At 73.0% G+C, this 18,175-nt stretch carries 17 protein-coding genes; 7 read left to right on the top strand and 10 right to left on the bottom strand.

Features of this window, described 5'->3' with window-relative positions; translation table 11 throughout:
• The first annotated feature begins 10 nt into the window (after window positions 1-10).
• Window positions 11-460 (top strand): ATP-binding protein, encoded by a 450-nt coding sequence (locus tag NI25_RS23540; protein ID WP_061444347.1) that lies wholly within the window; start codon window positions 11-13, stop codon window positions 458-460.
• Between the two features lie 31 nt (window positions 461-491).
• Here NI25_RS23540 and NI25_RS23535 read toward each other — a convergent pair whose 3' ends face one another.
• Together NI25_RS23535 and NI25_RS23530 are read right to left on the bottom strand one after the other, a co-directional pair.
• On the bottom strand, window positions 492-1,058 hold the full coding sequence (locus NI25_RS23535) for an ATP-binding protein (protein WP_061444346.1): 567 nt from the start codon (window positions 1,056-1,058) through the stop codon (window positions 492-494).
• Between the two features lie 200 nt (window positions 1,059-1,258).
• A complete protein-coding gene (locus NI25_RS23530) occupies window positions 1,259-1,636 on the bottom strand; it encodes an STAS domain-containing protein (protein ID WP_061444345.1) in 378 nt (125 codons plus the stop codon).
• Window positions 1,637-1,876: 240 nt separating this feature from the next.
• On the opposite strand from NI25_RS23530, the gene NI25_RS23525 reads away from it, so the two are divergent.
• A complete protein-coding gene (locus tag NI25_RS23525; RefSeq protein WP_061444344.1) occupies window positions 1,877-2,803 on the top strand; it encodes an RNA polymerase sigma factor SigF in 927 nt (308 codons plus the stop codon).
• An 84-nt stretch (window positions 2,804-2,887) separates the two neighbouring features.
• Here NI25_RS23525 and NI25_RS23520 read toward each other — a convergent pair whose 3' ends face one another.
• From NI25_RS23520 to hutU, 5 genes are all read right to left on the bottom strand, one after another.
• Window positions 2,888-3,220, bottom strand: coding sequence for a hypothetical protein (locus tag NI25_RS23520; RefSeq protein ID WP_061444343.1), 333 nt, complete (start codon window positions 3,218-3,220; stop codon window positions 2,888-2,890).
• A 36-nt stretch (window positions 3,221-3,256) separates the two neighbouring features.
• On the bottom strand, window positions 3,257-4,432 hold the full coding sequence (gene hutI / locus NI25_RS23515) for an imidazolonepropionase (RefSeq protein ID WP_061444342.1): 1,176 nt from the start codon (window positions 4,430-4,432) through the stop codon (window positions 3,257-3,259).
• A gap of 68 nt (window positions 4,433-4,500) precedes the next feature.
• Window positions 4,501-5,910: a formimidoylglutamate deiminase gene (locus tag NI25_RS23510; protein ID WP_061444341.1), complete on the bottom strand. Its 1,410-nt coding sequence runs from the start codon at window positions 5,908-5,910 to the stop codon at window positions 4,501-4,503.
• A complete protein-coding gene (locus tag NI25_RS23505) occupies window positions 5,907-7,124 on the bottom strand; it encodes an allantoate amidohydrolase (protein WP_061444340.1) in 1,218 nt (405 codons plus the stop codon). The genes NI25_RS23510 and NI25_RS23505 overlap by 4 nt, the downstream gene beginning before the upstream one ends.
• Window positions 7,121-8,821, bottom strand: a complete 1,701-nt coding sequence (hutU, locus tag NI25_RS23500; RefSeq protein WP_061444339.1) for a urocanate hydratase — start codon at window positions 8,819-8,821, stop codon at window positions 7,121-7,123. Before hutU ends, NI25_RS23505 begins: the two co-directional genes overlap by 4 nt.
• Before the next feature lie 147 nt (window positions 8,822-8,968).
• Between hutU and NI25_RS23495 the strand changes: the two genes are divergently transcribed.
• Window positions 8,969-10,372, top strand: a complete 1,404-nt coding sequence (locus NI25_RS23495) for a diaminopimelate decarboxylase (protein ID WP_078884711.1) — start codon at window positions 8,969-8,971, stop codon at window positions 10,370-10,372.
• A 107-nt stretch (window positions 10,373-10,479) separates the two neighbouring features.
• Here the strand turns inward: NI25_RS23495 and NI25_RS23490 are convergent, their stop codons facing one another.
• Together NI25_RS23490 and NI25_RS23485 are read right to left on the bottom strand one after the other, a co-directional pair.
• A complete protein-coding gene (locus NI25_RS23490) occupies window positions 10,480-11,067 on the bottom strand; it encodes a hypothetical protein (RefSeq protein ID WP_061444338.1) in 588 nt (195 codons plus the stop codon).
• Between the two features lie 137 nt (window positions 11,068-11,204).
• Window positions 11,205-12,068, bottom strand: coding sequence for a MurR/RpiR family transcriptional regulator (locus tag NI25_RS23485; RefSeq protein WP_061444337.1), 864 nt, complete (start codon window positions 12,066-12,068; stop codon window positions 11,205-11,207).
• Between the two features lie 161 nt (window positions 12,069-12,229).
• On the opposite strand from NI25_RS23485, the gene NI25_RS23480 reads away from it, so the two are divergent.
• A complete protein-coding gene (locus NI25_RS23480; protein WP_061444336.1) occupies window positions 12,230-12,652 on the top strand; it encodes a hypothetical protein in 423 nt (140 codons plus the stop codon).
• Window positions 12,653-13,040: 388 nt separating this feature from the next.
• On the opposite strand, the gene NI25_RS23475 is transcribed toward NI25_RS23480, so the two are convergent.
• Window positions 13,041-14,426, bottom strand: a complete 1,386-nt coding sequence (locus NI25_RS23475) for a cystathionine beta-synthase (RefSeq protein ID WP_061444335.1) — start codon at window positions 14,424-14,426, stop codon at window positions 13,041-13,043.
• Between the two features lie 167 nt (window positions 14,427-14,593).
• Here NI25_RS23475 and NI25_RS23470 point away from each other — a divergent pair, with 167 nt between their 5' ends.
• The 3 genes from NI25_RS23470 to NI25_RS23460 all read left to right on the top strand — a co-directional run bounded on the left by NI25_RS23470 (window position 14,594) and on the right by NI25_RS23460 (window position 18,168).
• Window positions 14,594-15,616, top strand: a complete 1,023-nt coding sequence (locus NI25_RS23470) for an SGNH/GDSL hydrolase family protein (protein ID WP_061444334.1) — start codon at window positions 14,594-14,596, stop codon at window positions 15,614-15,616.
• Window positions 15,617-15,836: 220 nt separating this feature from the next.
• Window positions 15,837-17,057 (top strand): acetyl-CoA C-acetyltransferase, encoded by a 1,221-nt coding sequence (locus NI25_RS23465; protein WP_061444333.1) that lies wholly within the window; start codon window positions 15,837-15,839, stop codon window positions 17,055-17,057.
• Between the two features lie 307 nt (window positions 17,058-17,364).
• Window positions 17,365-18,168 carry a hypothetical protein gene (locus tag NI25_RS23460; protein WP_061444332.1) on the top strand — a complete coding sequence of 268 codons (804 nt, stop codon included), beginning with the start codon at window positions 17,365-17,367 and terminating at the stop codon, window positions 18,166-18,168.
• Window positions 18,169-18,175 lie beyond the last annotated feature (7 nt).

The raw sequence follows: 18,175 nt of genomic DNA, 5'->3' as shown, positions 1-18,175 counted from the left end.
AGGCTGCTTCATGGGCACCGTATCCCCGTCCGACACCTGGGCGTACGCCCTCCGCCTCCCGCACGACCCCAGAGCCGCGCGCGTCGCACGCGTGACCGTACGGGCCGTCCTCGGCGGGCATGGGCGGCACGAAGTACTGGACAGCGTCGAACTGCTGGCGTCGGAGCTGGTCACCAACGCCTACCGGCACACCCGCGGCCCCTGCTCGCTGCGGCTCACCGCGCTGAGTGACGGGCGGCTGCGGGTCGGGGTGTGGGACAGCAGCCCGCACGTCCCTTCCCCCTTCGCGGAACCGCCGGGAGGGCACCGCACGGCCCCCGCCCCGCCGGGGGACGCGGAGGGCGGGCGCGGGCTGCGGCTGGTGCAGGCGTGCGCGGACTCGTGGGGCGGGTGGTCGCTGGGCGACGACGTACTCCCGCGCGGCGCCGGGAAGCTGCTCTGGTTCGAGGTGCGCGGGTAGCGCGCGGGGCAGCCCCGGGGACGGCGACCCCTTACGCCGGAGCGCCCAGCTCCGCCCACACCCGCTTGCCCGCGACACCCGGCGTGCGTACGACGCCCCAGTCCAGGCACAGGCGCTGCACGATGAACATGCCGTGACCGCCGGGGCGCCCCGCGCGGTGAGGGTTCCGCGGCGCCGGCTGGCCCGTACCGCGGTCGGAGACCTCCAGCCGGATCACCTTCTTCTCGCAGGTGATCGACAGCTCGTCCGGGCCCTCCGCATGGAGGCACGCGTTGGTGACCAGCTCGGAGACGACGAGCAGGACGTCCTCGGCGGCGGCACGCTGGTCCGCGGTGGCGGACGGCAGCCAGCCCCAGGCGTACAGCGCCTCGCGGGTGAAGTCACGGGCCAGCGGGACGACCCCGGTCGCGTCCTCGAAGCTCAGCCTGCGGGCCTGCCGCCCGCCGCCCCCGGAAGCGGAGGCAGCCGCAGGCACGGACGCCGCCCCGGAAGCCCCGGGAGCCTCCGAAGAAGGCACCTGCGCGGGCGCGGACGCCCCGGAAGCGCCGCCGGGCTCCGGACCGCGGTCGCCCGGCGAGTAGGGCCGGGTGGTGCTCATCAGCGCTTCACCTCACCGATTCACCAGTTCACGTTTCAAAGTCTTCTTCGTCAGCAATGTCGAACACAGCCGGTTCAGGGTCTCTCCTGCCCGACCGGACCGTGCGAACACCCCTGTATTCGCCACGAAACCCGGCGCGGGGCGGGAACTCCCGCCCCGTGAGGCACCCGCACCCCTCCGTCGGCCGGACAAGGACCGGCTCAGCCGGACTCGTCGGCCAGGGCGGCCGCAAGCGTGTCGTGCAGGGTGAAGACCGCCTCGGCCCCCGTGATCTCGAACACGCGGGCCACCACCGGCTGCATGGCCACCAGATGCACTCCGCCCCCCGCCGCCTCCGCCTTCAGCCGCGCGCCGAGCAGGACGTTGAGCCCCGTGGAGTCGCAGAACTCCAGCCGTGAACAGTCCACGACGAGCCGATTGAATCCCTTGGCGAGACAGTCCTCCAGCGGCTCGCGCAACAGATCGGCGGTGTGGTGATCCAGCTCACCCGCCGGGGTCACGACGGCACTGGGGCCCTCTTCCCGTACCTCGACCAGAAGCCGGCCCGACTGGGCCTGGCCGACCGTCCCGCGGTCCATGCCGTTTCTCTCTCCCGAGGTCGTGTCTGCTTGCTGACGCCCTCGAACACTACGCCTTCCCACGGCACTCCGACACCCGAACAACCGCACAGAAACGGACATACCCGCACAGAACACACTTGCGGTCGGCTCGGTAAACCCGGTAGGGCTAGTAAGACACGTAAACCGACACGGCCGGCTTTGGAGGCGCCGCACACCGCAGTGCACGTATTTGGCTTCGGCAGCCGTATGCCGAGAACGATGGAGGACATCATGTCACCCCGGCTCGACGGATCGCGTACCCACCAAGCGACGTCGACACTCCCTCCGGAACATCTGGATCCCATCGAGCACCACGACGCCGTCGTCGACCACGACGACGCCCTCGCCGGGCTTCCGGACATCCCCGCCTACGACGAGGTCGCTCCGGCGGACGCCAGGGCCCTGTCCAAGACCCTCTTCGAGCGGCTGGAGTCGCTGGAGGAAGGCACCCATGAGTACGCGTACGTACGCAACACGCTCGTGGAGCTGAACCTCGCGCTGGTCAAGTTCGCCGCCTCCCGCTTCCGCTCGCGCAGCGAGCCGATGGAGGACATCATCCAGGTCGGCACCATCGGCCTGATCAAGGCGATCGACCGCTTCGAACTGTCGCGCGGTGTGGAGTTCCCCACGTTCGCGATGCCGACCATCATCGGCGAGATCAAGCGCTTCTTCCGCGACACCTCGTGGTCCGTGCGCGTCCCGCGCCGCCTCCAGGAGCTGCGGCTCGACCTGGCGAAGGCCGGCGACGAGCTGGCCCAGCGCCTCGACCGCGCCCCCACGGTGACCGAGCTGGCCGAGCACCTCGGCCTGTCCAAGGACGAGGTCGTCGAGGGCATGGCGGCGTCCAACGCCTACACCGCCTCCTCGCTGGACGCCCAGCCGGAGGAGGACGACGCGGAGGGCGCGCTCGCCGACCGCATCGGTTACGAGGACCACGGGCTCGAGGGCATCGAGTACGTCGAGTCGCTGAAGCCGCTGATCGCCGAGCTGCCCTCGCGCGACCGGAAGATCCTCTCCCTCCGTTTCGTCGCGGGCATGACCCAGTCGGAGATCGGCGAGGAACTGGGCATCTCGCAGATGCACGTCTCACGTCTGCTGTCGCGGACCCTCGTACGGCTGCGCAAGGGGCTCACGGTCGAGGAGTAGTCCTCGGACCCTGACCGGGTGTCGCTTGCCCTCCAGGGGGGCGGTCCGAGACCGGGCCGCCCCCCTTCGGGCTGCCGCCGCCCCTCACGGGGAGTTGGCGATCAGCACGGCCGTCGGCAGGAACGGCACCAGGACGCACAGCAGCCAGAACGAGCGCGGGGCGAGGGCGGTCCTGCGCCGCAGGGGTTGGTTGGCCAGCCACCAGATCAGCCCGAACAGCACGACCACCGGGCCGATGACCACCAGCATGGGCAGCAGGCCGTCGTTCTCCGTCGGGTTGCGCATGGGCCCTCCGAACTCGGCCAGCGGCCCGTTCGCCAGCAGGTACCAGACGAGCCAGATCGGCACCACCGCCGGAACGCCGAGCAGCAGGTTCACCACGAACGGCGCTCCCCATGCCCGCCAGTGCCTCGCCATCCGCCCCGTCCCCCGCTCCCGCCGGCGCTCGTACGCTCACACCTTACGCACGCCCCGCCGCCACACCCCGGCGACCAGCGGCACCCCCGGCCGGTAGGCCAGGTGGACGTGGCTCGGGGCGTCCAGGAGCGTGAGGTCGGCGTACGCGCCCGGGACGAGACGTCCGACGTCGTCGCGGCGCAGGGCGGCGGCGCCCCCGGCGGTGGCCGACCAGACCGCCTCGTCCGGCGTCATGCCCATGTCCCGTACCGCGAGCGCGATGCAGAAGGGCACGGAGGACGTGAAGGACGAGCCGGGGTTGCAGTCGGTGGAGAGGGCGACCGTGGCACCGGCGTCGATCAGGCGCCTGGCGTCCGGCCACCGGGCGCGGGTGGAGAACTCGGCGCCGGGGAGCAGGGTGGCGACCGTACGGCTTCCCGCGAGGGCGTCCACGTCGGCGTCGGTGAGGTGGGTGCAGTGGTCGGCGCTGGCCGCGTCGAGTTCGACGGCGAGCTGGACGCCGGGGCCGTAGGAGAGCTGGTTGGCGTGGATGCGGGGGTGCAGGCCCTTGGCCTTGCCCGCGGTGAGGATCGCGCGGGCCTGGTCGCCGTCGAAGGCGCCGTTCTCGCAGAACACGTCGATCCAGCGGGCGTGCGGCGCACAGGCGTCGAGCATCTCGCCGGTGACCAGGTCGACGTAGGCGGCGGGGTCGTCGGCGAGTTCCGGGGCGACGATGTGGGCGCCGAGGAAGGTGACCTCGTCGGTGTGGCGGGCGGCGACGCGCAGGGCGCGGGACTCGTCGGCGGTGGTCAGGCCGTAGCCGGACTTGGTCTCGAAGGTGGTCGTGCCCTGCCGCAGGGCCTCGGCGAGGTAGCGGGTGAGGGACGCCTCCAGCTCCGCGTCGCTCGCGGCGCGGGTGGCGGCGACGGTGGTGCGGATGCCGCCCGCGCTGTAGGGGCGGCCGGACATGCGGGCGTTGAACTCCTCGGTGCGGTCGCCCGCGAAGAGGAGGTGGGAGTGGGAGTCCACGAAGCCGGGGAGGACGGCCCGGCCCTCGGCGTCGACCCGATTGTCAGTGGCGGGTGCTTTGCTTGATTCACCGGTCCACGCGACCCGGTCGCCCTCGATGACGACGGCCGCGTCCCGGACCAGACCGAGCGGGGAGTGGTCGCCGAGGGAGGGGTCGTTGGTGACGAGTGCGGCGATGTTGGTGATGACGGTGCTGCTGCTCATGGGGTCCCTGGTGTCCTCGTGGGGGCGGGGGCGGGGGCGTGGGCCGGGCCGCGGGCGGGCGCCGGTGGTCAGGCGTGCAGGGCTTCGACGGCCCGCGCGAGGGCCTGCGGCACGTCGGGTACGAGGGCGTGCGCCCCGTCGCGCACGACGTGCCGCCCGCCCACGATCGTGTGCCGCACGTCCGCTGCCGTCGCGGCGAATACGGCCGTCTCGGCGCCGAGTCCGGGCAGTGGCCCCGCCGTCCTGACCGAGTCCAGCGCGATGGTCGCGAGGTCGGCGCGGGCTCCGGCCTCGATGCGGCCGGTGTCGTCCCAGCCGAGGGCGGCGTGGCCGTCGGCGGTGGCGGCACGCAGCAGGGCCGCGGCGGTCCAGTGGCCGCGGGCGCGGGTGCGCAGACGCTCGTTCAGCTCCATGGCGCGCGCCTCTTCCAGCAGGTCGATCACGGCGTGGCTGTCGGAGCCGAGGGAGAGCGGGGAGCCCGCCCGCTGGAGCGCGGCCGCGGGGCCGATGCCGTCGGCCAGGTCCCGTTCCGTGGTGGGACACATGCAGGTGCCGGTGCGGCTGCCGCCGAGCAGCGCGACGTCCTCGTCGGTGAGGTGGGTGTTGTGGACGCCGGTGGTGCGGGGGCCCAGCACACCGTGGTCGGCGAGGAGCCGGGTGGGCGTGCAGCCGTGGGCCTGCCGGCAGGCGTCGTTCTCGGCGGTCTGCTCGGACAGGTGCACGTGCAGCGGGGCCCGCCGTTCCTCGGCCCACCGCGCCACGGTCGCCAACTGGTCCGCGGGCACGGCCCGTACGGAGTGGATCGCGGCCCCGATCCGTGCGTGATCCCGTTCCTTGAGAACTGAACAGCGTTCGGCCCAGGACTCCGCCGTGCCGTCGGAGAAGCGCTGCTGGTGGGTGTTGGGGGGTTCGCCGAAGCCGGAGGACAGGTAGCAGGTGTCGAGGAGGGTGATGCGGACACCGGCTTCGGCGGCGGCCTCGATCAGGGCCTCGCCCATCGCGTTGGGGTCGGCGTAGGGGGTGCCCCCGGGCGCGTGGTGCACGTAGTGGAACTCGCCGACGGTGGTGATGCCGGCCAGGGCCATCTCTGCATAGGTCGCGCGCGCGAGCGAAAAGTAGCTGTCCGGGGTGAGCTTGTCGGCAACCGCGTACATGACGTTGCGCCAGGCCCAGAACGAATCCGGCGCCCGCTCGCCGTCTCCACCGTTCGTTCCCCGCAGTCGCGGGGGCGTTCCGGTGCCCGAGCCGGCCTGGACGGTGCCGCGCAGGGCGCGGTGGAAGGCGTGCGAGTGGGCGTTCGCCAGCCCCGGCAGGGTCAGTCCGCGCAGGATCTCGGCGCCGGGCGGCGGCGTGCGGACGCCCTGGTGGACGGCGGTGATGCGGCCGCCCTGGACGTCCACGGCGACGCCCGGCTCGACGTGGGTGCCGAGCCAGGCGTGCTCCAGCCAGTACGTGCGGGGGCGCTCGGTGGAGGTCACGTGCAGGCCAGCCCTTCCAGTACGTCGGCGAGTGCGGTCACCCCGGCCACGCAGTCGTCCTCCGCGGCGTACTCGGCCGGGGAGTGCGAGACGCCGGTGGGGTTGCGTACGAACAGCATGGCGGTCGGGATGCGGTCGGAGAGGATTCCGGCGTCGTGTCCGGCGCCGGTGCCGAGGACGGGGACCCTCAGATCCGTACGGGTGCCCAGGATGCGGGCGAGTTCGTCGCGCAGGGCGTGGTCGAACTCGACGACGGGCGTGAAGGACTCGCGCACGACGTCGAGGTCCACGCCCTGGGCGGCGGCGTGCTCGCGGGCGGCCTTCTCGATGCCGGTGACGACGGTGTCCAGGCTCGTCTGGTCGGCGGCGCGGGAGTCGAGCCAGCCGCGCACCAGGGAGGGGATGGCGTTGACGCCGTTGGGCTCGACGCCGATCTTGCCGAAGGTGGCCACCGCACCGGCCAGTTCGGCCTCGCGGCGGGCGGCGAGGACGGTCTCGGCGTACGACAGCATGGGGTCGTGCCGGTCGGCGAGACGGGTGGTGCCGGCGTGGTTGGCCTCGCCGCGGAAGTCGAACCGCCAGCGTCCGTGCGGCCAGATGGCGGAGGCGATGCCGATGCGGTCGCCGGACAGGTCGAGGGCACGGCCCTGCTCGACGTGGAGTTCGACGAAGGCGCCGATGCGGGCGAGCCGTTCGGGGTCGGGGCCGAGGGTGTCCGGGTCGTACCCGGCGGCCTCCATGGCCCGCGGGAGGGTGACGCCGTCGCCGTCGGTGAGACGGTGCGCCTGCTCGACGGTGAGGGCGCCGGCGGTGAGCCGGGAGCCGACGCAGGCGAGGCCGAAGCGGGCGCCCTCCTCGTCGCCGAAGTTGACGATGCCCAGCGGCCTGGTGAACCGCGCTCCCCTCCCGCGCAGTTCGTCCAGGGCGGCGAAGGCGGACACCACCCCGAGGGGGCCGTCGAAGGCGCCGCCGTCGGGCACGGAGTCCAGGTGGGACCCGGTGACGACGGCGTTCCCGGCGGCCGGGTCGCCGAGCCAGGCCCACTGGTTGCCGTTGCGGTCGGTCTCGTGGGCGAGCCCGCGTGCCTCGGCCTGCTCCCGGAACCAGGCCCGGCAGTCGGCGTCGGCTCCGGTCCAGGCGTAGCGGCGGTAGCCGCCGGAGGCGGAGCTGCGGCCGACCGGCAGCAGCTCCGCCCACATGCTGTGGAAGCTCACGCGCCGTCACCCTCGCGCGTCGCGTCACCCGCGGCGGCCTCGTCGCCCTCGCGCATCGGCACCCGCACGCCCCGCTCCCCGGCGACGGACTCGGCGATGTCGTACCCGGCGTCGACGTGCCGGATGACGCCCATGCCGGGGTCGTTGGTGAGCACCCGGCGGATCTTCTCCCCGGCGAGCGGGGTGCCGTCGGCGACGGTGACCTGGCCGGCGTGGATGGAGCGGCCCATGCCGACGCCGCCGCCGTGGTGGAGGGAGACCCAGGAGGCGCCGGAGGCCACGTTGACCATGGCGTTGAGCAGCGGCCAGTCGGCGATGGCGTCGGAGCCGTCGAGCATGGCCTCGGTCTCGCGGTACGGGGAGGCGACGGAGCCGCAGTCGAGGTGGTCGCGGCCGATGACGATCGGGGCGGCCAGCTCGCCGCTCGCGACCATGTCGTTGAACCGCTCGCCGGCCTTGTCGCGCTCGCCGTAGCCGAGCCAGCAGATGCGGGCGGGCAGGCCCTGGAAGTGCACCCGCTCCCCCGCCATCTTGATCCAGCGGGCCAGCGACTCGTTCTCCGGGAACAGGTCGAGGATCGCCTTGTCGGTCTTGGCGATGTCGGCCGGGTCGCCGGACAGGGCGGCCCAGCGGAAGGGGCCCTTGCCCTCGCAGAAGAGCGGGCGGATGTACGCCGGTACGAAGCCGGGAAAGGCGAACGCCCGGTCGTACCCGGCGAGCTGGGCCTCGCCGCGGATGGAGTTGCCGTAGTCGAAGACCTCGGCGCCAGCGTCCTGGAAGCCGACCATGGCCTCGACGTGCCGGGCCATGGACTCGCGGGCCCGGGTGGTGAAGCCCGCCGGGTCCTTGGCGGCGGCGTCGGCCATGTCCTCGAAGGCGATGCCGGTGGGCAGGTAGGCCAGCGGGTCGTGGGCCGAGGTCTGGTCGGTGACGATGTCGATCGGGGCGCCCATGGCGAGGAGCTGCGGGACCAGCTCGGCGGCGTTGCCGAGGACGCCGACGGACAGCGGCTTGCGCCGGTCCCGGGCCTCGGTGGCCAGCTGGAGGGCGTGGTCGAGCGAGTCGGCCTTCACGTCGAGGTAGCGGTGCTCGATGCGGCGGTCGATGGCGCGCGGGTCGCAGTCGACGCAGATGGCGACGCCGTCGTTCATCGTGACGGCGAGCGGCTGGGCGCCGCCCATGCCGCCGAGTCCGGCGGTGAGGGTGATGGTCCCGGCGAGGGTGCCGCCGAACTTCTTCGCGGCGACGGCGGCGAAGGTCTCGTAGGTGCCCTGGAGGATGCCCTGGGTGCCGATGTAGATCCAGGAGCCGGCCGTCATCTGCCCGTACATGGTCAGGCCGAGGGCCTCCAGGCGGCGGAACTCCTCCCAGTTGGCCCAGTCGCCGACCAGGTTGGAGTTGGCGATGAGCACGCGCGGGGCCCACTCGTGGGTCTGCATGACGCCGACCGGGCGGCCGGACTGGACGAGCATCGTCTCGTCCTGCTTGAGGGTCTCGAGGGTGCGGACCATCGCGTCGAAGGAGCGCCAGTCACGGGCCGCCTTCCCGGTGCCGCCGTAGACGACGAGCTTGTCGGGGTGCTCGGCGACCTCGGGGTCGAGGTTGTTCTGCAGCATCCGCAGGGCGGCCTCCTGCTGCCAGCCCAGGGCACTCGGCGTCGTCCCGCGTGGCGCGCGGACAGGGCGGGGTCCGGACATGGTCTGCCTCCTGGGGGTTCGTCCCGGCGGATGTTGCTGCGGATATTCACATCTTCGCCTCGTGAATAGAACTAGTCAACAGGGTCGTGCCCCGCGCGGCGCGCGTGCGAGTGTGGGAAGGGACGCGTCTGGGCAGGCGGCGACGGTATGGAGGCTGGCGTGAGCAACGGCACGGACATGAGCGGTGACACCGGCGCGGAGCGGGCGGTGCGGCGGGACCAGGCCGTGCGGGCGGCCGTGGAGCAGGGACTGCTGGGGCCCGACGCACCCATCGTCGGACTGCTGGACGTCGCGGGGATACGGGAGTCGGCCGCGGCCCTGCGGTCGGCGTTCGACGCGGTGACGGCACCGGGGACACCCGTGCTGCACGCCTTCGCGGTGAAGGCGTCCCCGCTGGTCCCGGTCCTGCGGCTGCTGCACGAGGCGGGCATCGGAGCCGAGGTCGCGAGCCCGGGCGAGCTGGCCCTGGCGCGGGCGGCGGGGGTGCCGGCGGAGCGGACGGTGCTGGACTCGCCCGCCAAGACGCCGGACGAGCTGCGCGAGGCCCTGTCGCTGGGCATCGCCGTCAACGCGGACAACCCGCAGGAGCTGGAGCGGCTCGACGGCCTGGTGTCCCGGGGGACGAGCGCGTCCCCGCTCGGCATCCGGGTCAATCCCCAGGTCGGCGGGGGCTCCATCGAGGCGCTCTCGACGGCGACGGCGACCTCGAAGTTCGGGGTGGCCCTGCGCGACGAGGGTGCCCGTGAGTGGGTGGTGCGGGCGTATCTGGACCGGCCGTGGCTGACCCGGCTGCACGCCCACACCGGGTCCCAGGGCATCCCGCTGGCCCTGATGGCCGAGGGGGTGCGGCAGACCTACGCACTCGCCGAGGAGATCAACGGGCGGGCGGGCCGCAGACAGGTCGACACGCTCGACATCGGCGGCGGTCTCCCGGTGAACTTCGCGTCGGAGGAGACCACACCGACGTACGCCGAGTACGCGCGCGTGCTGAGCGAGGCGGTGCCGGGGCTGTTCGACGGGCGGTACGGACTGGTCACCGAGTTCGGGCGGTCACTGCTGGCCAAGCACGGCACGGTCGTGGCGCGCGTGGAGTACGCCAAGAGCGCCGGGGGGCGACCGGTCGCGGTGACGCACGCGGGCGTGCAGGTCGCGACGCGGACGGTGTACGCGCCGGGGTCGTGGCCGCTGCGGATCGCCGCGTACGACGGCAAGGGGCTGCCGAAGGCGGGGCCCGACGTGGTGCAGGACGTGGCCGGCCCGGCGTGCTTCGCGGGCGACCTGCTGGCCGTGGGCCGGGCGATGCCGCTGCTCGAACAGGGGGACTACGCGGCGGCGCTGGACACCGGGGCGTACTACTTCGCGCACCACTACGCGTACAACTCGCTGGCGCGGCCCGCGGTGTACGGGTTCGCCGGGGGCGGGGACGGGGACGTGGCCTTCGCCCCGGTGCGCAGGGCGCAGACGGTCGAGGAGATCGTGGCCGAGGCGGGAGGGGAGTACGCCGGCTCTTTGACCGGGGATCTCCGTCCCGGGGGTGCGGCCGGTTCGTAACGCGCGCGTGCGTCGTGGCTGGTCGCGGCCACGCGGCGGAGCCGCACCACGTCACAGTCCCGCGGCCCTGGTGGGCGGGGCGCTGCGCGCCGCCCACCACCTCCGGGTCAGACCAGCGCCGCCGCCTTCCGCCTCGCGCCGCCCGGTGCCGCGTCGCCCGCCGCGATGCCCGTGCTGCGGTAGCCCTTGACCGCCTTGCCCGCCGGGCGGCCGGTGTTGCCGGCGAGCCAGTCCACCCGGACCCAGAGCAGGGCGTCCCGGGACTGCTCGCGGCGCCCGATCCAGGCGGACTTGAGCCACAGCCCGGCCCCGCAGCCGGCCAGCAGCAGTCCGCCCGCGGCGGGAACGGCGAAGGCGCTGCCGAGGGCGGCGAGGAAGGCGAGGAGCAGCCACCAGCGGTGGCCCCGGCGCCAGTTGCGCACGGTGACCCCGCGGTCCTGGAGCACGTCGTGCTTGCCCGCGCGGGCGGCCGAACCGGCCAGGGCGGTGTAGCGCCGTCGGCGGACGAACGCCACGACGGCCGCGGCGACGATGAAGAGCGCGGCCCCGGCCGTCACTCCGATCCGGCGTCCGGTGAGTCCCGGCACCAGGACCCCGATGCCCGCCGCGAAAACGCCCAGCCACCACAGTGGTGCGGCGCCCGCCCGTACGACGACGGCGACCCGAGCCAGCCCCACCTGTCCTCCGCGCGCCACGTCCTGCCTCCTGTCCCGTTCCTGCCCGTGCGTTGCGTCTGAAGGGTGTGTCAGGCGCCGCACTGTAACGGGGGAAGCTGAGACGAATCTGAGAACCCGTCCGCCGTACGGGTCACCCGGCCCGAGGGCCCGAGGGTTCAGTCCACGAAGAGTCCCCGCGCGGCGGCCTTGGCGTCGAACTCCTCCAGCCGGGCCTGCGCGTCCGGCAGGTCGTCGCACATCGCCTCGAGGAGCACCCGGCCGAGCAGCATCGGCGCACAGGCGGTGTCGAAGGCGAGACCGGTGCCGACGGCGGCGGGGAGCAGCAGGTCGGACACCTTGGCCACCGGCGCGAAGGCGGAGTCGGCGACGGTCACCACCGTGAGCCCGGCCTCCTTGGCGTGGGCGAGCGCCTCGACGACCTCGCGCGGGTGCCGGGGCAGGGCGAAGCAGAGCAGCGTGCCCGCGCCGGCCCGGACGGCGGCGTCGATGCGGTCGTGGAGCATCGTGCCGCCCTCGCCGAGGAGGCGGACGTCCGGGTGGACCTTGGCGGCGAAGTAGGCGAAGCCGTGCGCCTGGGCGGCAGCGGCCCGCAGCCCGAGCACCGGCAGGGGCCGGCTCCCGGCGAGCAGCCGCCCCGCCTCCCGCACCGGCGCCGGGTCGGCCAGCACCTCCGCGAGGTGCCGCAGGTTCTCGATCTCGGCCGCCACGGCCTGCTGGTACTCGTTGACGGCCCCGGTGTCCGCGACCTGTTCCGCGGGGACGACCTCGCGCAGATGGCGGCGCAGCGCCGGATAGCCGTCGAAGCCGAGGGCGACGGCGAAACGGGTCACGGACGGCTGGCTGACCCCCGCCAGCTCGGCCAGCTCCACACTCGACAGGAAGGGCACGTCGGACGCCCGGCGCACCATGCTGTGCGCGATGCGCCGCTGGGTCGGTGTCAGCCGGTGCCCCTCGAACAGCGCCTGCAGCCGCGTGGCCGGCCCGTCGGCCCCGCTCGCCCCGCCGGTTCCGTTCGTCATGTGGCCCCCTCGACCTATTCACGCGCCCCGACTCCTGCATACCGTTATACAGCGGGGTGGCGCGGCACCGCCGCCCCGTACCGGCCGGCCCCCGCCGAAGCCGGGGGTTGTCCCCAGTGCCCAGGCGGCCCCGGCTGGCTACCGTCGGTTCCATGACGGGAATGGACGCACGCGACGCCGACCTCAAGAAGGATCTCGACGCCACCCTGCGGACCCGCAGGGAGCTCGGTGAGGAGTACGAGTCCGCGCTGGTCGACTCGTTCCTGGAGAAGGTCGACCAGCGCATCGACTCGGTCGTGGACCGCCGGGTGCGCCGGCAGCTCGCCGAGCAGCAGATGACGGCGGCCCGGGACAGCCGGTCGCCGGGGGCCACGGACACCTTCGGCGAGCGCTTCGGCTTCGGCATCGTCTCGCTGGTGCTGGCGATCCCGCTGTCCGCGATCGGCGGCGGTGTGGCGCACCTGCCCGGGATGCTGGTCGCCTGGGCCGGCATCGTCGGGGTCAACGTCGTCCAGGTCGCCCGCACCCATCCTGGCCTGTTCGGACGCCGCCGCACCGACCGGGACGACGCCTGGGAGGGCTGAGACCCGGGGACCGAGACCCGGCCCGGCGGCCGAGTCCTGGGACCGGGCCCTGAGGGAAGACTGCGCGGGGACCGCCGCACCCCCATCGCTGGGGGGCGGGACGACGGCGGTCCCCGCGGGGGACGCGCACGTGCCGGGCCTCACGTCCGGGTGGCGCGTCCGGGGCGTCCTCGGAGGTCCGGGAGCCGCTCCGGAAGGTCCGTGACGCCGTTCGGCGTCGGCGGGTCCGGGGAGCCCTCTCCCAGTGCTGAACGCCTGGGCGGTGCCCCGCCTTTCCTGCCGACACCCCTTACTCTGCCGGTCCCGTGTTAAGCGACTGCTGCGCGCATGTGACGTGCGCGTACCACTTCCGCGAAGACCGCGGAGGTCAACGGCCCGGCGACCGGTGCTACTTGCCCTTGGCGAGGAAGGACAGCAGGTCCTGTCGGCTCACCACCCCGGTCGGCTTGCCCTCGACCAGGACGATCGCCGCGTCGGCGCCGCCGAGCACCGACATCAGGTCCGCGACCGGCTCGCCGGAGCCGACCTGGGGCAGCGGGGCGGACATGTGCTTCTCCAGCGGGTCCTCCAGCGAGGCGCGCTTGGCGAACAGCGCGTCCAGGAGCTCGCGCTCGACGACCGAGCCGACGACCTCGGCGGCCATCACGTCCGGGTGACCGGCGCCGGGCTTGACGATCGGCATCTGCGAGACGCCGTACTCGCGCAGCACCTCGATGGCCTGGCCGACGGTCTCGTCCGGGTGCATGTGGACGAGGGAGGGGATGTGGCCGCCCTCCTTGTGGTTCAGGACCTCGGCGACGCGGGCGCTTGGGCCGGCGTCCTCCAGGAAGCCGTAGTCGGCCATCCACTCGTCGTTGAAGATCTTGCTGAGGTAGCCGCGTCCGCTGTCCGGCAGCAGGACGACCACCACGTCGTCCTCGCCGAGCCGCGCCGCCACCTCCAGGGCCGCGACGACCGCCATGCCGCAGGAGCCGCCCACCAGCAGGCCCTCCTCCTTGGCGAGGCGGCGGGTCATCTGGAAGGAGTCCTTGTCCGAGACGGCGACGATCTCGTCCGCGACCTCGCGGTCGTACGCCGTCGGCCAGAAGTCCTCACCGACGCCCTCGACCAGGTACGGCCGCCCGGAGCCGCCGGAGTAGACGGAGCCCTCGGGGTCGGCGCCGATCACCTTCACCGCGCCGTCACTGGCTTCCTTCAGGTACCGGCCGGTGCCGGAGATGGTGCCGCCGGTGCCGACACCGGCCACGAAGTGGGTGATCTTCCCCTCGGTCTGCTCCCAGAGCTCGGGGCCCGTGGAGTGGTAGTGGGAGAGCGGGTTGTTCGGGTTGGAGTACTGGTCCGGCTTCCAGGCGCCCGGTGTCTCGCGGACCAGCCGGTCGGAGACGTTGTAGTAGGAGTCGGGGTGCTCGGGGTCGACCGCGGTCGGGCAGACGACGACCTCGGCGCCGTACGCGCGCAGCACGTTGATCTTGTCGGTGGACACCTTGTCGGGGCAGACGAAGATGCACTTGTAGCCCTTCTGCTGGGCGACGATGGCGAGGCCGACGCCCGTGTTGCCGCTGGTCGGCTCGACGATCGTGCCGCCCGGCTGCAGCTCTCCGCTCTTCTCCGCGGCCTCGATCATGCGCAGGGCGATGCGGTCCTTCACCGAACCGCCGGGGTTGAAGTACTCCACCTTGGCCAGGACGGTCGCCCTGATCCCCTTGGTCACGCTGTTGAGCCGCACCAGCGGGGTGTTGCCGACGAGGCTGATCATCGAGTCGTGGAATTGCACCGTGGTCTCCGGATGCCGCAAATGAAGGGTCGATATCGGTCCGGCCAGCCTATGGCCTGCGGCCCCGAGGATGCCCCGTGACGGTCGTTCACCCTGCGTTGAGATTGGGCGACCGTCCGTACGGGGCAAGGAGTGGGTGTACGGGTTTCGGGAGGTGGCGGCTAGGCATGACGAGCATGTCGAGGGCGAGGGTGGCCCGGCGGATCGCGGCCGGCGCGGCGTACGGCGGCGGCGGCATCGGGCTGGCGGGAGCGGCGGCTGTCGGCCTGGTGGTGGCCGAGGTGCAGCTCGCCAGACGCCGGGTGGGCGTGGGCACACCGACCCGGGTGCCGAACGCGCAGGGACTGTACGGCGGCACCCTGCCCACGGCGGGTGAGCCTCCGCTGCGGCTGCTGATGCTGGGCGACTCCACGGCGGCCGGGCAGGGCGTCCACCGGGCCGGTCAGACGCCGGGCGCACTGCTCGCGTCGGGGCTGGCGGCGGTGGCGGAGCGGCCGGTGAGGCTGGGGTCGGTCGCACTGCCGGGGGCGTGTTCCGACGACCTGGACCGGCAGGTGTCGCTGGCGCTCGCGGATCCGGACCGGGTGCCCGACATCTGCGTGATCATGATCGGCGCCAACGACGTCACCCACCGGATGCCGGCGACCCGCTCGGTGCGGTACCTGTCCGCGGCGGTACGGCGGCTGCGCACGGCCGGCGCGGAGGTGGTGGTCGGCACCTGTCCGGACCTGGGCACGATCGAGCGGGTGCGCCAGCCGCTGCGCTGGCTGGCCCGGCGGGCCTCGCGGCAGCTGGCGGCGGCGCAGACCATCGGCGTCGTCGAGCAGGGCGGGCGCACGGTGTCGCTGGGCGACCTGCTGGGCCCGGAGTTCGCGGAGAACCCCCGGGAACTGTTCGGTCCGGACTACTACCACCCCTCCGCGGAGGGGTACGCCACGGCGGCGATGGCGGTGCTGCCGTCGGTGTGCGCGGCGCTCGGCCTGTGGCCGGCCGAGGAGGAACACCCGGACGCGCTGCGCCGCGAGGGTTTCCTGCCGGTGGCCAGGGCGGCGGCGGAGGCGGCGTCCGAGGCGGGCACGGAGGTCGCTGCCGCCATGCCCGCGGGGCCCCGGGGCCCTTGGGCACTGCTGAAACGCCGCAGGCGGCGTCGGGTGGCGGAGGCGGAACCTTCCAGCCCGTCCGGCGTTTGAGGACGAGGCCGTCCAGGCCGACGGGGGTCTGGCGGCGCGGCCCCCAGGCACGCCCGCCACGGCACCCGGTACGGGAAACACCGCCCAACCGCCGGAGGCCAAAGCAAGCGCTTAGACATTTGCGGTCCATGTCACACGGCCATAGCCGTGACCCGGGCCATACGGCCGGGTAACTTCCCCAGCAGCCGCCCGATTACTTCGCCTCGCCACTGGAGCCGTGATGCCCGAAGCCGTGATCGTCTCTGCCGCCCGTTCCCCCATCGGCCGCGCCTTCAAGGGCTCCCTGAAGGACCTGCGCCCTGACGACCTGGCCGCCACGATCATCCAGGCGGCCCTCGCGAAGGTCCCCGAGCTGGACCCGCGGGACATCGACGACCTGATGCTCGGCTGCGGTCTGCCCGGCGGCGAGCAGGGCAACAACCTCGGCCGGATCGTCGCCGTCGAGATGGGCATGGACCACCTGCCGGGCTGCACGATCACCCGGTACTGCTCCTCGTCCCTGCAGACCTCGCGCATGGCCCTGCACGCCATCAAGGCGGGCGAGGGCGACGTCTTCATCTCGGCCGGCGTCGAGATGGTCTCCCGGTTCGCCAAGGGCAACTCCGACAGCCTGCCGGACACCCACAACCCGCTCTTCGCCGAGGCCGAGGCCCGGACCGCCGAGGTCGCCCAGCAGGAGGGCACCACCTGGCACGACCCGCGCGAGGACGGCCTCGTCCCCGACCCGTACATCGCGATGGGCCAGACCGCCGAGAACCTCGCCCGCGCCAAGGGCATCACCCGGCAGGAGATGGACGAGTTCGGCGTCCGGTCCCAGAACCTCGCCGAGGAAGCCATCAAGAACGGCTTCTGGGAGCGCGAGATCACCCCGGTCACGCTGCCCGACGGCACGGTCGTCAGCAAGGACGACGGCCCGCGCGCCGGCGTCACCCTGGAGGGCGTGGCGGGCCTCAAGCCGGTCTTCCGCCCCGACGGCCTGGTCACCGCCGGCAACTGCTGCCCGCTCAACGACGGCGCCGCCGCCCTCGTGATCATGAGTGACACCAAGGCCCGCGAGCTGGGCCTGACCCCGCTCGCCCGCATCGTCTCCACCGGCGTCTCCGGTCTGTCCCCCGAGATCATGGGTCTCGGTCCGGTCGAGGCGAGCAAGCAGGCGCTGTCCCGCGCCGGGCTGACCGTCGACGACATCGACCTGGTCGAGATCAACGAGGCGTTCGCCGCGCAGGTCATCCCCTCCTACCGGGACCTCGGCATCCCGCTGGAGAAGCTGAACGTCAACGGCGGCGCCATCGCCGTCGGCCACCCCTTCGGCATGACCGGCGCCCGCATCACCGGCACCCTGATCAACTCCCTCCAGACGCACGACAAGCAGTTCGGCCTGGAGACCATGTGCGTCGGCGGCGGCCAGGGCATGGCCATGGTCATCGAGCGCCTGAGCTGACACCCGTCCGGGGCCGCCGCCGAGGGCCGCTGATGGACCGTCAGTAGCACTCGGCGGACCCAGCGTGACGGACCGGCCCGGAGCCCTGCCGGCCGCAGGGTTCTGGGCCGTTTTGTGACCCAAACTCCCCCAGGATGTGACCTAGCTCTCCCGTATCCTGGATTTACGCAGGTCAGAACAGCACCACCCCCACCTTCCGGGCCCAAAGTCCTGTCCGTTTCGTGACGTTACGCACTGACAGACGATTAGTCCTCCCTTCAAGCTGATGTAGGAAGTCGGGGGTCGACTTTGAACCGGGAGTACGTCAGTGAGCGCCATGCCGATCGCCCTGCTGCTCACCACGGCCGCCACCGGCGCCGTGGGCGTCGCCGTCCTGCGCAGCATCCTGGTGCTGCGCCGCCAGGTGACCGCCCTGCGCACCGAGCTGGCCGAGAGCCGAGCCACCACCGCCGCGCGGGCCCGGGTGCCCGCCGCCCGCACCACCGCCGACGCCGAGGAGATACGCGCCGCCGTGGCGGAGGCGCTCGCCGAGGAGCGTGAGCGCGAGCTCGCCGAGGCGCGGGCCTTCTGGGCCGCCCAGGAGACCCGGGACGTCTCCGACGCACCCCTGCTGCTCGGCCTGTCCGACAGTGAGCTGTTCCTTCCCCGCCAGGCCGACCTCGTGGGCCTGGAGCCCGTGGCCGAACCGGCCGCGGACACCGACGAGCCGTCCGACCGGGACACGGGCTCCAGGGAGTCCGCCGAGCTGGCCGCCGCCCGACGCCGGCACCCCTCGCACCCGGACTTCGTGCCGAACCCGTCCCCGGCCGTGAACGACCACGACCGCACCGTGGCGACCCTGGAGGAGCTGGCCGAGTCCAGCGTCGCGCTGGCGGACGTCCGTCCGGGCCCGCTGGGCACGCTCGACGTGTACGTCTTCGCCGACGGCACCACCCTGTGCATGACCCCGGGCCACCGTGAGACCGCGGAGCGCCTGGCCGCCGCCCTGGGCGCGGGCCAGACGCCCTACCTCCTGGGCGGCTCCGGGATCTCCGGCGCCTACACGCTGACCTTCGCCTGCGGCGAGGAGAACGTGTACATCCTGGCGGACCGCGTCATCGCGTCCCTGTAGGCGCCCT

Source organism: Streptomyces sp. CCM_MD2014, assembly GCF_000772045.1.
GTDB classification, from domain to species: Bacteria; Actinomycetota; Actinomycetes; order Streptomycetales; family Streptomycetaceae; genus Streptomyces; species Streptomyces salinarius.
This window is presented reverse-complemented; position numbering and strand designations above follow the sequence as displayed.

What these genes read in the sequence shown, in the direction of transcription:
- NI25_RS23480 (WP_061444336.1), top strand. Translation starts at nt 12,230, where the DNA reads ATGGACGCACGCGACGCCGACCTCAAGAAGGATCTCGACGCCACCCTG.
- hutI (WP_061444342.1), bottom strand. Translation starts at nt 4,432, where the DNA reads ATGAGCAGCAGCACCGTCATCACCAACATCGCCGCACTCGTCACCAAC.
- NI25_RS23535 (WP_061444346.1), bottom strand. Translation starts at nt 1,058, where the DNA reads ATGAGCACCACCCGGCCCTACTCGCCGGGCGACCGCGGTCCGGAGCCC.
- hutU (WP_061444339.1), bottom strand. Translation starts at nt 8,821, where the DNA reads ATGTCCGGACCCCGCCCTGTCCGCGCGCCACGCGGGACGACGCCGAGT.
- NI25_RS23485 (WP_061444337.1), bottom strand. Translation starts at nt 12,068, where the DNA reads ATGACGAACGGAACCGGCGGGGCGAGCGGGGCCGACGGGCCGGCCACG.
- NI25_RS23530 (WP_061444345.1), bottom strand. Translation starts at nt 1,636, where the DNA reads ATGGACCGCGGGACGGTCGGCCAGGCCCAGTCGGGCCGGCTTCTGGTC.
- NI25_RS23540 (WP_061444347.1), top strand. Translation starts at nt 11, where the DNA reads ATGGGCACCGTATCCCCGTCCGACACCTGGGCGTACGCCCTCCGCCTC.
- NI25_RS23525 (WP_061444344.1), top strand. Translation starts at nt 1,877, where the DNA reads ATGGAGGACATCATGTCACCCCGGCTCGACGGATCGCGTACCCACCAA.
- NI25_RS23465 (WP_061444333.1), top strand. Translation starts at nt 15,837, where the DNA reads ATGCCCGAAGCCGTGATCGTCTCTGCCGCCCGTTCCCCCATCGGCCGC.
- NI25_RS23470 (WP_061444334.1), top strand. Translation starts at nt 14,594, where the DNA reads ATGACGAGCATGTCGAGGGCGAGGGTGGCCCGGCGGATCGCGGCCGGC.
- NI25_RS23520 (WP_061444343.1), bottom strand. Translation starts at nt 3,220, where the DNA reads ATGGCGAGGCACTGGCGGGCATGGGGAGCGCCGTTCGTGGTGAACCTG.
- NI25_RS23495 (WP_078884711.1), top strand. Translation starts at nt 8,969, where the DNA reads ATGGAGGCTGGCGTGAGCAACGGCACGGACATGAGCGGTGACACCGGC.